The 14,439-nt window shown below is 70.7% G+C and carries 11 protein-coding genes; 7 read left to right on the top strand and 4 right to left on the bottom strand.

The window, feature by feature from the left end:
- Positions 1-9: 9 nt before the first annotated feature.
- Together RR1_RS13345 and RR1_RS13340 are read right to left on the bottom strand one after the other, a co-directional pair.
- The gene (locus RR1_RS13345) at positions 10-807 is read right to left on the bottom strand and encodes a VOC family protein (protein WP_010840452.1); all 798 of its coding nucleotides are present in this window, start codon (positions 805-807) and stop codon (positions 10-12) included.
- Positions 808-849: 42 nt separating this feature from the next.
- A complete protein-coding gene (locus RR1_RS13340; RefSeq protein WP_051111351.1) occupies positions 850-2,406 on the bottom strand; it encodes an MFS transporter in 1,557 nt (518 codons plus the stop codon).
- A gap of 311 nt (positions 2,407-2,717) precedes the next feature.
- On the opposite strand from RR1_RS13340, the gene RR1_RS13335 reads away from it, so the two are divergent.
- Positions 2,718-3,707 (top strand): SGNH/GDSL hydrolase family protein, encoded by a 990-nt coding sequence (locus RR1_RS13335; RefSeq protein WP_010840450.1) that lies wholly within the window; start codon positions 2,718-2,720, stop codon positions 3,705-3,707.
- Between the two features lie 49 nt (positions 3,708-3,756).
- Positions 3,757-5,154, top strand: coding sequence for an alanine--tRNA ligase-related protein (locus RR1_RS13330; RefSeq protein ID WP_010840449.1), 1,398 nt, complete (start codon positions 3,757-3,759; stop codon positions 5,152-5,154).
- Here RR1_RS13330 and RR1_RS13325 read toward each other — a convergent pair.
- Positions 5,131-5,961: a TspO-related membrane protein gene (locus RR1_RS13325; protein ID WP_010840448.1), complete on the bottom strand. Its 831-nt coding sequence runs from the start codon at positions 5,959-5,961 to the stop codon at positions 5,131-5,133. The two genes, RR1_RS13330 and RR1_RS13325, sit on opposite strands and share 24 nt — an antisense overlap.
- A 52-nt stretch (positions 5,962-6,013) precedes the next feature.
- Positions 6,014-6,235, bottom strand: coding sequence for an RNA-binding S4 domain-containing protein (locus RR1_RS13320; protein WP_040775761.1), 222 nt, complete (start codon positions 6,233-6,235; stop codon positions 6,014-6,016).
- Between the two features lie 218 nt (positions 6,236-6,453).
- On the opposite strand from RR1_RS13320, the gene lysX reads away from it, so the two are divergent.
- From lysX to RR1_RS13295, 5 genes are all read left to right on the top strand, one after another.
- Positions 6,454-9,726: a bifunctional lysylphosphatidylglycerol synthetase/lysine--tRNA ligase LysX gene (gene lysX, locus RR1_RS13315; RefSeq protein ID WP_051111350.1), complete on the top strand. Its 3,273-nt coding sequence runs from the start codon at positions 6,454-6,456 to the stop codon at positions 9,724-9,726.
- Positions 9,723-10,424, top strand: coding sequence for a DUF998 domain-containing protein (locus tag RR1_RS13310; protein ID WP_010840444.1), 702 nt, complete (start codon positions 9,723-9,725; stop codon positions 10,422-10,424). Before lysX ends, RR1_RS13310 begins: the two co-directional genes overlap by 4 nt.
- Before the next feature lie 206 nt (positions 10,425-10,630).
- Entirely contained in the window at positions 10,631-11,653 is a 1,023-nt protein-coding gene (locus RR1_RS13305) for an ABC transporter substrate-binding protein (RefSeq protein WP_010840443.1), read from the top strand.
- The gene (locus RR1_RS13300; RefSeq protein ID WP_010840442.1) at positions 11,643-13,310 is read left to right on the top strand and encodes an ABC transporter permease; all 1,668 of its coding nucleotides are present in this window, start codon (positions 11,643-11,645) and stop codon (positions 13,308-13,310) included. Before RR1_RS13305 ends, RR1_RS13300 begins: the two co-directional genes overlap by 11 nt.
- On the top strand, positions 13,310-14,422 hold the full coding sequence (locus RR1_RS13295; RefSeq protein ID WP_010840441.1) for an ABC transporter ATP-binding protein: 1,113 nt from the start codon (positions 13,310-13,312) through the stop codon (positions 14,420-14,422). The genes RR1_RS13300 and RR1_RS13295 overlap by 1 nt, the downstream gene beginning before the upstream one ends.
- The last annotated feature ends 17 nt before the right edge of the window (positions 14,423-14,439 follow it).

The following is a 14,439-nucleotide window of genomic DNA, read 5'->3' as shown; positions in this document are numbered from 1 at the left end:
CGGCGCCGCTCACATCCCTTCGGGCGGGTGCCCCAGGCAGAACAGCGCGCCGAACGGATCGCGGACCGCCGCGAGCGTGCCGTACGGCGTCTCCTCACCGGCCATGACGATCGCGCCGCCGAGCTGCTCGACCTGCGCGACGGTGGCCGCGACGTCGTCGACGTAGACGTACACCTGCCAGAACGAGGGGACCTCGGGCGGGAACAGCTTCGCGGAGTTCATGATTCCCGAGTACGACGTGTCGCCGAGGAACACCTGCCCGTACTCGTCCGGGCCGGCCTGATCGGGATCGCCTCCCGTGCCGACGGGTTCGATCCGCGCGCCGAGGACCTTCTCGTAGAAGTCCACCGACTTCGCGTACTCCTTGGACTGGCTCTCGAACCAGTACGGCGAGCCGTGCCCGCCCCACTCGGTGAAACCGGCGTTCGTGCCGGGCTTCCAGAAGCCGACGGTGGCGCCGGCGCTGTCCACGGCCACCATCATCGTGCCCTCGCCGCCGACGTCCATCGCCGGAACGAGGACGGTTCCGCCCGCCTCCTCGATCGACTTCGCGGTGACGGCGGGGTCGTCGGTCCGCAGGTACACCGACCACACGTCGGACGGCCCACCGCCCTCCATGTGGGGCATCAGACCGGCGACGCGCTTGCCGTTCTTCGTGAAGACCTGGTAGCCGCCGAACTCGTCGCGCGGCGGCCCCTCGACCTCCCATCCGAAGATCCGGCCGTAGAACTCGGCGGCGGCGGCCGGGTCGCTGCTCATGAGGTCGAACCAGATGGGTGCGCCCGCGGGCGCCGAATACTCGGACATCGTGGTGCCTTTCGTCGAAACCGGGTTGAGGGGATGCTGTCACTACCGACCGACACCGCGCGTGGAACTCATCGGCGCCGGCTGCCGGGAAACGCCGCGCTGCCCTGTCACGAGCGGCGACGGCCGTCCCGGCAGCACGGCGCCGCACACGATCGCTCCGGCGAGGAAGATCGCGGCGCACCACGCGAACGCCGTGTGATAGCTCGTGAGCTGGGCCGCCTGTGCGAGCGCGGCCGCGGATTCAGGGCTCACCGCCTGCCCGACGTGCGACGTCGAGTAGTTCGTCGCTGCCGTGACGGCGACGGTGCTCAGCAGCGACACCCCGATCGAGCCGCCGACCTGCTGTGCGGTGTTGAGGGTCGCGGACGCGATGCCCGCGTCGTGCGGTGCGACGCCGAGCGTCGCGTTGGTGATGACCCCCGAGAAGATCAGCCCGATCCCGGCACCCATGACGAGCAGCCGCGGCAGGATGCCGGTGACGTAGCGAGTGTTCTCGTCGATGAGCGTGAACCACGCCATCGCCCCCGAGGCGAGGAGCATGCCGGGCGCGACGAGCAGCCGCGGCCCGATGCGGGTGACGACGCGGGGCATGACGACCGTCGCGAACAGCGCGATCATCACCGGCATCGGCAGGAACGCGAGCCCGGTGCGCACGGCGCTGTATCCGAGCGTGACCTGCAGGTAGTACGTCAGGAAGAGGAAGACGCCGAACATCCCGACGGCCGCGACGAGCATCGACATCACGGCGCCGCCGCGGAAGCGATCGGCGAGAACTCTCGGCGGCAGCAGCGGGTACCGCACCCGCAACTCGACGACGGCGAACGCCGCGAGTAGGCCCACGCCGCCGACGAGGCAGCCGATCGTGATCGGGTGCGACCAGCCGTCGCGTTCGGCGCTCGAGAAGCCGTAGACGACGGCGAGCAGGCCGAGCGAGGCGAGCACGGCACCCGGAACGTCGACGGGATCGACGTCGTCGGGCCTGCTGTTGCGGAGGAACACGAACGCGCCGACGGCGGCGACCGCGGCGAAGACCGCGTTGACGTACAGGCACCAGCGCCAGTCGAGGAACTCGGTGAGCACGCCACCGACGAGCAGTCCGATCGCGCCGCCCGCGCCCGCGATCGCGCCGAAGACGCCGAAGGCCTTGGCGCGCGCGTTCGAGCCCGCGAACGTCACGGTGAGGATCGACAGCGCGGCGGGCGCGAGGAGTGCGCCGAACAGGCCCTGTGCCGCGCGCGCGCCGATGAGGACGCCGAAGGTGGGTGCGGCGCCGCCGAGCGCGGATGCGGCGGCGAAGCCGACCAGACCGGTGACGAACGCGATCTTGCGGCCGACGCGGTCGGCGATGCGCCCGCCGACGAGCAGCAGGCCACCGAAGGCGAGGGAGTACGCCGTCACGACCCACTGGCGGTCTGCGTCGGAGAAGCCCAGTTCGCGCTGGGCCGAGGGCAGCGCGATGTTCACGATCGTCGCGTCGAGCACGACCATGAGCTGGGCGAGGCCCACCGTCGCGAGGATCCACCATGCGTGCTTGTGCAGGGGATTCTCGGCGGGTGAGGGCCGGCTTCCGGGGAGGTCCGAACGGTCGATGCTCGACATGTGCACACCTCGATCTCGAGGACGACGGCAAAGTTTCCGGGGATGCGGCTCGGGGGATGCGGCTCGGGTGACGCGGCTGCTGTGGACACGGGTGAATCGCTTCGCGGCTCGCGTCCGGCGGGGACGGGCGCAGCGATGCGCGCTACCGGATTCACGGTACGCCCGCGATTCGGTACGCGCGATCGTGATTATCCGGACACCGCGGCGCGAGTTGTCCGGACATCGTGAAGACGTATGTCGCTCTCCGAATAGCGTTGTGACGCAGCACTTCTGATGTGGCACACGAGTCCCGCTCGCGCTAGCGTGTCGGCATGCGGACCCTGGCACTTCGACGATCGATTCTCGTGACGGCCGTGGTCGCGGCGGCCACGGCGGCAGTTCCCACCGCATCGGCAAGCACCCTCGGCCACGCCGAGTACGGCGCCGAGCCCGTCGAGCCCACCACGGTCTCCACCGAACATCCCACCGGCACCGCCGAATACGTCGCGATGGGCGGTTCGTATTCCGCCGGGCCGAGCATCGAGCCCATCGTCGACGCGGCGTGCGAGCGGTCGGGCGCGAACTATCCCACCCTCGTCGCTCGCGAACTGGGCCTCGACCTGCGCGACGTCACGTGCTCGGGCGCGACGACGTCCGAGGTGCTGGACGAGTCGCAACAGCTCGCGGACGGCGAGCAGCGTCCGCCGCAGGTCACCGCCGTCACCGAACGGACCCGGCTCGTGACGCTCAACGTCGGCGGCAACGACATCGGGCACGTCGGCAACGCGGTGCTCGACAGCTGCGGGCAGGCGCTCATGGAGATCGCGCTCCCGATGTCGTACCGCGATCCCGTGAAATGGGCCGGACGTACGACCTGCTCGTATCTCGCGAAAGGTGGTGCACGCAGCGATCGCACGCTCGACGGTACCGTCACGGCCCTGTCGAATCTCGTCGCGACGGTGCGGGCCGTCAAGGCGACGGCACCGGCGGCGCGCATCGTGCTCGTCGGGTACGTCCCGCTGGTTCCGCCGACGAGCGACGACACCGACTGCACGGCGGCGGGCCTCTCGCCCGAGGGCGTCGTGGTCGCCCGCGCGGGGCAGGAGGTGCTCGACACGGTGATGCGGTCGGTCGCGGCGGCCGAGGACGTCGAGTACCTCGACATGAACGACATCGCCGCCGAGCACTCGGCGTGCGCGGAGGATCCGTGGCTCACGCCGCTGTCCTTGCGCACCATCGCGACGGGCACGGCGCCGCTCCACGTCACCCCCGCCGGGATGACCGCGACCGCGGACGCCCTCGTCGCGTACCTGCGGGGGTGACGTCCGAAACTCCCTTCGCAGCGGCGCCATCCGCGCTTAGGGTTCCGATATGGATGCTCACGATATCCGGCAGGCGTACCTCGACTTCTTCGTCGCGCGTGGGCATCACGTGATCGCGCGGGCCCCACTCGTCCCGCGCGACGACCCGTCGACGCTGTTCAACGGATCGGGTATGCAGCAACTCGTGCCGTATCTGCTGGGCGCGGAGCATCCGGACGGCACGCGTCTGACCGACAGTCAGCCGTGTCTGCGCGCGCAGGACATCGAGGAGGTCGGCGACAACCGGCACACGACGTTCTTCGAGATGCTCGGGAACTGGAGTCTCGGCGACTACTTCAAGCGCGAACAGATCCCGTGGTTCCACGAGTTCCTCACCGACGTCGTCGGTCTGGATCCGGCCCGGATCTACGTCAGCTGTTTCTCGGGGATGGAGCGGTTCGGGCTCCCGAAGGACACCGAGTCCGCGGACATCTGGGCGGGGCTGTTCGAGGCCGCGGGCCTCGACGCCGAGCGGGTCGATCTCGGGACGGAGGAGGCGGGCGCGCGGCTCGGCACGGGCGGCGCGCGGATCGCGTTCTACGGCGACAAGAACTGGTGGTGCCGGATGGGCAGCGCCGACGCGATGCCGGTCGGCGAGCCGGGCGGCCCCGACACCGAGGTGTTCTATCTCTATCCCGACGTGCCGCACGACCCCGCGTACGGCGAGCACTGCCACCAGAACTGCGACTGCGGGCGTTTCATCGAGCTCGGCAACAGCGTGTTCACCGAGTACCGGCGCACCGAGACGGGCTTCGAGAGTCTGCCGCGCAAGAACGTCGACTACGGCGGCGGGCTGGAGCGGATCGCGGCTGCCGCGATCGATTCCCCCGACGTGTTCGCGGTGTCGGTGCTGCGTCCCGTCGTGGACCGGCTCGTGGAGCTCTCGGGCGCCGACTACGGCGAGCACGCCGCGGCGATGCGCGTCGTCGCCGATCACCTGCGCGGGGCGACCTTTCTCGTGGTCGACGGCGTGCGGCCGAGCAACAAGGAGCAGGGGTACGTCCTGCGCCGGCTGATCCGCCGGGCGGTGCGGTTCGCGTTCGGCCTTGGGCTGACCGAGGAGTTCGCGGCCGATCTCGTGCCCGTCGTCGCCGACGTGTATCGCGATCGCTATCCCGAGGTCGCCGCACATCGTGACGACGCCGTCGCCGTCGTCGCACGCGAGGAGCGGTCGTTCCGGCGGACGGTGCGCCGTGGGATCGCGCTCATGCACGAGACGAGCGAGCGCGGCGGACGGCTCACGGGTGCGGACCTGTTCACCCTCTACGACACGTACGGGTTCCCCGTCGAGCTCGGGCTCGAGGAGGCGCGGCGCTCGAACGTCACCGTCGATCCGGGGTGGCGCGAGGAGTTCGACGCGGCGATGGCCGAGCAGCGGGAACGCTCACGCGCGGCGGCGAAGCGATGACACCCGCAGCGCGACGGTGGCACCCACGACGACGACCGCGACGGCGATCGCCGTGACCGCGACGGGCGTGGACGGGAAGGTCTCCTCGTCGAGCCGGGCGACGGCGATCCACACGAGGCCCCACGCGATCGCGGCGGCGACGGCGAGCCGGCCGCGTCCGGCGACCGCCAGTACGACACCCACGATCGCGACGACGACGAGTACGACGATCGCCCATGGCTCGGCGCCGAGCCCCAGTTCGGGCGACACGGACGCGAGAGCCGCGGCGAGGTTCGCGACGACCGCGACGCACACCCAGCCGAGGTACAGGTTCATCGTGCCGTCGACGACGGTCGCCTCGATCGGGCTCGTCCCCGCGGCGGGACGCGTCGCGACGAGGATCGTGAACACGCGCAGCAGCGTGAGCAGCAGCACGACGATCACGACCGCACTGACCCACAACGCGTCGAGTTGCACCGCGAGGATCCAGACGGCGTTGAGCAGCATCGCGGCCGCCGCCCACCAGCCGACCGCCCGCTGGCGCGGGTCGCGGCGGTACGCCGGGAGCGCCTGCAGGATCGCGTACGCGACGAAGCCGATGTACACGACGGTCCAGATCGAGAACGCGGGAGACGCGGGTGCGACGGCCGTCGAGCTCGGCTGGAACAGGCCGCCCGCCGCCTCCGAGACCGGCGTGCCGACCACGGCTCCCGAGCCGACGAACGACCCGGCGATCGCGAGCACCGCCGCGACGAACACCCCCACGACGCGGACGGTGTCGCGGGACTCCGGTGGGCTCGTCCGGTCGCTCACGGCTCGTTCGCTCATACCCCGAACGTACGACGGGGCCGAGCCGGAGTGGGGTGGACTCGCGCGACGGCTATTCGCGCACGACGACGACCTCGACACCACCGAGCTCGACGATGTCGCCGGGCCGCAGCTGCCGGCCGCGCCGCGTCTCGGTCTCCCCGTCGACCTTGACGAGGCCGTCGGCGATGACCTCTTTCGCTTCGGCGCCGGATTCGATGAGGTTCGCGAGCTTGAGGAACTGGCCGAGGCGAATCACGTCGTCACGGATGGGGACGTCGGTGGGGCGGCTCATGACCACCATTGTCCGTCAGCGTGGTGGTGGCTGCGCTCGCGGCGTCGTCGAAGTCCGCGAAGTCTCACCGCGCGCGCCTGGTGCGCGGCACACTCGACGATCACGAGCCCGCACGTGCGTGCGGGACGCGGAAGGACGGGCCGATGCCGGCGCACGAGACAACGACACGGCGGCGCGACGACACGCGCCTCGCGCCTGACGACGCCGAGCCCGCCTCGGTGAGTGCGGCGCCCGGAGCCGCACCGCCCGGGGGCCGCTGGTCGCAGGTGCCGCACTGGGCGGGCGTCGTCCTCGGCGTCTTCGCGGCGGCGGTGGCGGTCTGGAGCATCTCGCCGACGCTCCGCTATCTCGTCCACGGCCCACGCGACTACATCGACACCTACTACCTCGACGCACCCGACACGAGCCTGTCGTGGGCACTGGTGATGGCGCTGCTCGCCGCGGCGATCGCGGCGCGCAAGCGGATCGCGTGGTGGATCCTCACGCTGTATCTGCTGACGGTGTTCGCCGTCGACGTCGGGACGGCGATCGTCTCGCGCGACATCAACGCAGTCGTCGCGGCGGTGGTTCTCGCCGCGGTGATCGTCGTGCTCGTCGCCGCGCGCGGCGAGTTCGCGACCCGGGTCCGCCGCGGCGCGGTGTGGCGGGCACTCGGCGTTCTCGTCGCGGGGCTCGCCGCGGGAACACTGCTCGGGTGGGGGCTGGTCGAGCTGTTCCCCGGCTCGCTGCCGGGCTCCGAACGCTTCTACTGGGCACTCAACCGCGTCACGGCGCTCACCGTCGTCGCCAACGACCAGTTCTCCGGGCGCCCACACGGATTCGTCAACACGCTGCTCGGGCTCCTCGGTGCGCTCGCCCTGCTCGCGGCCGTCGTGACGCTGTTCCGTTCGCAGCGCGCGTCCAATGCGCTGACGGGCACCGACGAGTCCGCGATCCGCGGCCTGCTGCTCGCGCACGGCGGCGACGACTCGCTGGGCTACTTCGCGACCCGTCGGGACAAGGCAGTCGTGTTCGCGCCCGACGGCCGCGCCGCCGTGACGTATCGCGTCGAGATCGGGGTGTGCCTCGCGAGCGGCGATCCGGTCGGCGACCCCGCGGCGTGGCCCGCCGCGATCGAGGCGTGGCGCGACCTCGCGCGACGCTACGGCTGGGCGCCCGCCGTCATGGGTGCGTCCGAGGCGGGGGCGACGGCGTATCACCGCCAGGGGCTCGGCGTGATCCATCTCGGTGACGAGGCGATCCTGTACCCCAAGGACTTCAGCCTCGCGGGGCCGTCGATGCGACCCGTCCGCCAGGCGGTGACGCGGGCGCGACGCCAGGACGTGACCGTCCGCATCCGGCGTCACCGGGACGTCCCGCCCGAGCGTATGACCGAGATCGTCGCGCTCGCGGACGCGTGGCGCGACACGGCGTCCGAACGCGGCTTCTCGATGGCACTCGGGCGACTCGGCGATCGACTCGACGGCGACTGCCTACTGGTCGAGGCGGTCCGTGGCGACGAGACCGTGGCGGTTCTCTCGCTCGTGCCGTGGGGTTCCTCGGGCGCATCGCTCGACCTGATGCGCCGCAGCCCGGACGCCCCCAACGGCACCGTCGAGCTCATGATCACCGAACTGTGCACGAACGCACAGCAGTTCGGGATCGCACGGATCTCGCTGAACTTCGCCGTCTTCCGGTCCGTGTTCGAGGAGGGCGCCCGCATCGGCGCGGGACCCGTTCTGCGCGTGTGGCGTTCGATTCTCGTGTTCTTCTCGCGATGGTGGCAGCTCGAAGCGCTCTACCGCTCGAACCTGAAGTACGACCCGCAGTGGGTGCCGCGATACCTGTGTTTCGAGGACAATCGCGAACTCGTCCGCGTCGGTGTCGCGTCCGGCATCGCCGAGGGATTCGTCGCGGTCCCCCGGTTCGGGGGCCGCCACCCGCACACCGGGACGCACGAGACGCTCCCGCCGGCACTCGTCGCGGCCGAGGGGCTGCACGCCGACGGCAGCCCTCCCGACGCCCTCGCCGCGCCCGCACCCACGGGGCCGCGCCGCCCCGAGCAGGTGCAGGTTCGGCTCCGCAAACTCGCCGACCTCGAGTCGGCGGGGATCGACCCCTACCCGGTCGCCTATCCCCCGACGTATTCCGCCGCGGACGCGCTGCTCACCCCGCCGGGGACGACGGTGCGCATCGCGGGCCGCATCCTCCGGATCCGGGCGCTGGGCGGCGTGGTCTTCGCGACGGTGCGCGACTGGAGCGGCGACCTCCAACTGCTCCTCGACGCCGAACGCATGGGCACCGACGAGGTGTCGCGGTTCACGCGCGAGTTCGATCTCGGCGACCTCGTGGAGGCGAGCGGACCGATGGGCACGAGCCGCCGGGGCACGCCGTCGCTGCTGGTACGGAACTGCCGCATGAACGCGAAGTGCCTGCATCCGCTGCCCGACAAGTGGAAGGGACTCACCGACCCGGAGGCGCGGGTTCGGCAGCGCTACGTCGATCTCGCGATCGACAGCGATTCGCGTCGGCTGCTCGCGAGCCGGAGCGCGATCGTGAAGTCGTTGCGCGACTCGCTCGACGCCCGCGGCTTCATGGAAGTGGAAACGCCCATCCTGCAACAGGTTCACGGTGGAGCCAACGCGGCGCCGTTCGTGACCCACATCAACGCGTACAACCTCGACCTGTATCTGCGCATCGCACCCGAGCTCTATCTCAAGCGGTTGTGCGTCGCGGGCGTCGAGAAGGTCTTCGAGATCGGCCGGGTCTTCCGCAACGAGGGCGCCGACTTCAAGCACAATCCGGAGTTCACGATCCTCGAGGCCTACGAGGCGCACAGCGACTACGAGAAGATGATGGTGATGTGCCGCGAGCTGATCCAGGCCGCCGCCGTCGCAGCCCACGGACGTGAGATCGCGATTCGTCCCGGTCCGGACGGGAACCCGGTCGAGATCGACATCTCGGGAGACTGGCCCGTCAAGACTATGCACGAGGCCGTCGGCGAGAAACTGGGTGAGGACGTGACGCCCGAGACGCCGCTCGACGAGTTGCGCGCGATCTGCGATCGGCACGACATCGACTACGAGCCTTCGTGGGAGGCGGGCGAACTCGCGCAGAACATGTACGAGGACGTCGTCGAGGACGACACCGAGTTCCCGACCTTCTACACCAACTTTCCGACGTCCATGTCGCCGCTCACTCGGCCGCATCCCACGATCGCGGGCGTCGCGGCGAAATGGGACCTCGTCGCGTGGGGCGTCGAACTCGGCACCGCCTACAGCGAACTGACCGATCCCGTCGATCAGCGGGCGCGGCTCACGGAGCAGTCGCTGCTCGCTGCGGGGGGCGACGACGAGGCGATGGAACTCGACGAGGACTTCCTCGAAGCCCTCGAACGCGGTATGCCCCCGACGGGCGGGCTCGGGATGGGGGTCGACCGGATCGTGATGCTCGTGACGGGTGGCAGTATCCGCGAGGCACTCGCGTTCCCGCTCGCGAAGCCGCGCGCATGACCGCTCCGCACCGAACGCAAGGCGGCGCGCGTGACGTCGTCGGCGTCGTCACCGCGGTCCTGCTCACCGCGGCCGGAATCTGCTACGCGTCCTGGCTCGCCGAGAACGTCCTCGACACGGGGCTCGCGGCGACGCGGTCGTTCGTGAGCGAACTCGGATCGCTCGACGCCCCCGACGGATTCTTCTTCCGCACAGCCGATATGGTGACGGGGACGATCGCCGTCGTCGCCGGACTGCTCGGCGCGTACGGATTCACGAGCGGAGCGCTCACGGCGATCCACTGGTTCGGCGTCGTCCTCTTCGGCGCGGCGACGATCCTCGACTCCCGCTTTCCGTTGCGGTGCACCAGCGCACGCGATCCGGGCTGTGAGGACGAACTGCTCGAGCAGGCCTCGAGCCTGCACGGCTTCACGAGCTTCGCCGCGGCGACCGGCGCCGTCGTCTCGGCGCTCGCGCTGCTCGTCCTGGTGTTCGTCGCGGCGTGGCCGGTGTGGCTGCGGACGTTCGAGCTGATCGTCGTCGGCGCCTTCCTCCTCGGCGGCGGCTGGATGCTCGTCGGCACCGCCCTGCTCGACCCCGATCGCGCGTGGCTCGGTGTCGGGCAACGCATCCAGCTCACCGCCGTGAGCGGGTGGCTCGTGTTCGCGGCATGCGCCGTCCTCGTCACGCTCCCACCCAGCAGGTGGCGGCGGACCTGAGCCTTTGTTCACCGCGCTCGCACCGCGAAAGTTCACCGCGACGCCACATGGGGTTGGCTGCGCTCGCCCCGCTCGTTCAACCACGCACCGCACGCTGCACCCGGCGAAACGTCCGTTTCGCTCCGGGAGCGCTCACCCCCTCGGCGCTCCCCGAAAAGGCGTGTGACCAGTCCGTTCGCGGTGTGAGCGGTCTCAGGAGGAGAACAGTGAAGTCGAGAACTCGGATCGCCGCTGCTGCGGCGGGTCTGGTGGCGGTCGCCGGACTGGCCGGATGCTCCGAGCCCGGGGCAGCGGACGCCGACGCCGACGGTGCGGCCGGCGGACCGCTCACCGTCTACACCTCCGAGCCGCAGGCGAAGATCGACGAACTGGTCGCCGCTTTCACCGCCGCCAACCCCGACATCGAGGTCGAGGTCTTTCGCGCGGGCACCGGCGATCTCACCGCGCGGATCGAAGCCGAGCGCACGACGGGCGCGATCGGCGCGGACGTGCTGCTCGCGGCGGACGCACCGACGTTCGAGCGCTACAAGTCCGACGGCCTGCTCGCACAGTTCACCCCGGCCGATGTCGACGCACTCGATCCCTCCGTCGTCGACCCCGACGGGTACTACGTCGGAACGCGGATCATCCCCACCGTGATCGCGTACAACACGAACGCGGTCGACGCACCGCCGACGAGCTGGCAGGACCTGACCGACCCGGCGTACCGCGGCGCGATCACGATGCCCAACCCGGACGTCTCGGGTGCCGCGGCCTACAACACCGCGGTGTGGCTCGAGACCCCCGAACTCGGTGAGCAGTGGCTCGAATCGCTCGTCGCGAACGAGCCCGTCGTGGCCGAGAGCAACGGCCCCGTGGGCCAGGCCGTCGCCGCCGGGACGCAGCCGATCGGGATCGTCGTCGACTACCTAGTCCGCGAGCTCGCCGCGAAGGGTTCGCCCATCGCGCTGTCCTATCCCACCGACGGCGTCCCGTACGTCGCGCAGCCGGCCGGCATCTTCGCCGACTCCGACAACCAGGACGCGGCGCAACGATTCGTCGACTTCCTCGTGAGCGCTCGCGGCCAGTCGCTCGCCGTCGAGCAGCAGTACCTTCCCGTGCGCGACGACGTGGGCACTCCCGAGGGCGCACCCGCGCTCGCCGACCTCCCCCTGCTCGATCCCGACCCGAAGGAGATCACCGCGGTCCAGCAGGAGGCCGTGCGGAAGTTCGACGATCTTGTCGGTTGACGTTCCCCGCTCGGCGCGGCGTGTCCGCGCCGAGCACCGGCCCGACGCCGTCGCCCTCGGCCGCGTCGGGCTGTGGCTCGTCGTGGGTGCCCTCGTCGTCGCACCGCTGCTCATGGTCGTCGCCCTCGGCGCGAGCGGCCGCCATGTCCGGCGCCTGCTCGACGACGGCGTGGGCGCGGCGGCGTGGGCGAGCCTCACCTCGGCGACGGCGTCGGCCGCGATCGCCGTCGCCGTCGCCGTCGCGATGGCTCTGCTGCTCGACCGCACCGATCTTCCAGGACGGTCCGCTCTGCGGCTGATCCTGTTGTCGCCGTTGCTCGTTCCGCCGTTCGTCGGGGCGATCGCCTGGATCGGGCTGCTGGGCCCGAGTGGAATGATCAATCGCTGGTGGGCCGACACGTTCGGCGGACCGCTCTGGAACATCCACGGCGGCGACGGCGTGATCCTCCTGCTCGCCGTGCACTCGTATCCCATGGCCTACCTGGTGATCTCGGTGGCGCTCCGAAGGATTCCCGCCGACCTCGAGCAGGTCGCCCGGATCGCGGGCGCTACGCCGTGGACGGTGATGCGCACCGTCACGCTGCCGCTGCTGCGGCCTGCCGTGCTCGCGGCGTTCACGCTCACGGCGGTGTCCAATCTCGCCGATTTCGGGATTCCCGCGCTCGTCGGGCTCCCCGAGCGTTACGTCACGCTCTCGACGATGGTGTACCGCTACATCCAGTCGGGCACCGTCGACCGGCCCCTCGAAGCGGTCGCCACGATCGGCATCGGTCTCCTCGCGTGCGCCGTCGTCGCCGTCCTCGTCGAACGGCGGCTCGCACGTCGCTCGTCCGAACTCGACGGCGCCGTCACGGCACACGCACCGATGTCGCTGCATCGCGCCCGAATCCCTGCCGCGGTGGCGCTGTGGACGGCGGCACTGGCCGTCACGGCCGGCCCGCTCGTCGCACTCGCGACCCAGGCGCTGCTCCCTGCGCCGGGCGTCCCGTTGACGTGGGCGAATCTGACGCTCGACAGCATCCGAGCGGCCGTAACCGCACCGGGAACGATCGTGGGCCTGCGCAATTCGGTCACCCTCGCCGTCTCCGCCGCGGTCGTCTGCGTCGTGCTCGGGCTTCTGCTCGGCGTCGTGACGACGCGCACCCGCTCGCGCGACAACACCGCACTCGCCGTCGTCGCCATGGCGCCCCAGGCGATTCCCGGACTCGTCCTCGCCGTCGGCTGGCTCGTCCTCGGCCGCTACACCGGCCTGTTCGACACGCAGTGGGTGATCCTCTGCGCCTACGTCACGGCCTTTCTCGCGATCGTCGTCCAAGCCGTCCGCGGCCCGCTCGCGACGACACCCGTCGCGCTCGAAGAGGCGGCGCGATCGGCGGGTGCGTCGAGACTGCGTTCGCTGTGCGACGTTCCGTGGGCGATGACGCTCCCCGCCGCACTGGCCGGCGGTGCGCTCGTCGCACTCACCGCGGTACGCGAACTCACGATGTCGGTGCTGCTCGTCGCGCCCGGAACGCAGACCCTCGGCGTCACCGTCTTCAACCTCCAGCAGGCCGGCGACTACAACGGCGCCGCAGCGCTGTCACTGCTGATGGCGCTCGTCGGTGCCGCCGGACTCGCGCTCGTGGCCCGCACCGGACGACAGACAGGAGCACACTGATGTCCGCCATCACCCTCACGTCCGTTGGTCTGCGTTATCCCGACGGCACCGTCGGACTCGCGGGCGTCGACCTGCACATCGGCGACGGCGAGTTCGTCGCACTCGTGGGGCCGTCCGGATCCGGCAAGACGACGCTGCTTCGGACGATCGCCGGATTCCTCACACCCACGACCGCCACGATCTGCATCGACGACGACATCGTCGCGGGCGACCGTGGGACCGTTCCGCCCGAGAAGCGCCGGCTCGGAATGGTCTTCCAGCAGCATGCGATCTGGCCCCACCGGTCCGTCGGACGCAATGTGGGCTATCCGCTCGAGGTGACGCGCACGCCTCGCCGCGAGCGGGCCACCCGGGTCGCCGCCACGCTCGACCTCGTCGGGCTCGGTGGTTACGAGAACCGGGACCCCGCGACGCTCTCCGGCGGCCAGCGGCAGCGAGTCGCGCTCGCCCGCGCCCTCGTCGCGCAGCCCCGCGCACTGCTGCTCGACGAAGCGCTCTCGGCACTCGACGAACCGTTGCGCGACCGACTCCGGCTCGAGCTTCGCGCGCTCACCCGGGCGCACGGGCTCACCGTCGTGCACGTGACACACGACCGCGCCGAGGCACTCGCCCTCGCCGATCGAGTCGTCGTCCTCGGCGACGGCGAGCTCCGGCGAGTGGGCACGCCCGAGGAACTCCTCACCACACCCGGTACACCGTTCGTCGCCGAATTCCTCTGGAGCGCGACCCTTCTCGAAGGACGGCTGGACGCCACCGGTTTCGTCGACACCGACGGCTCCGTCGTCGCCGCACGCGGGGCGATCACCGGGTCGGATGCGGCCGAGGAAGCAGGCACCCTCGCGGTTCTGCCGGCCGACGTCGAGCTCAGGGCCCCGGATGCCCCCGACGCGTGGACCTCCGGCATCGTCACGTCGTCGCTGTTCGGCCGTGACGCGAGCGATGTCGTGATCGCGTGCAACGGAATCGGCGTGCGGTGTGCCGTGCGCGGACCACGTCCGCGGGTCGGCGACCGCGTGGGGGTGACGGTGCGGCGAGCGTCCTTCCACCCGCAGCACCGCGGTGTGCTCGGTGGATCTCCGGCCGCCCTACCCGACACCGTGGCGACCGGGTGAGATCACGCGATGCACGG

It is taken from the genome of Rhodococcus rhodnii NBRC 100604, from assembly GCF_001894925.1.
In the GTDB taxonomy this organism is placed as follows: Bacteria; Actinomycetota; Actinomycetes; order Mycobacteriales; family Mycobacteriaceae; genus Rhodococcus_F; species Rhodococcus_F rhodnii.
The sequence above is the reverse complement of the archived record's forward strand: the minus strand, read 5'-3'. Positions and strand labels throughout refer to the sequence as shown.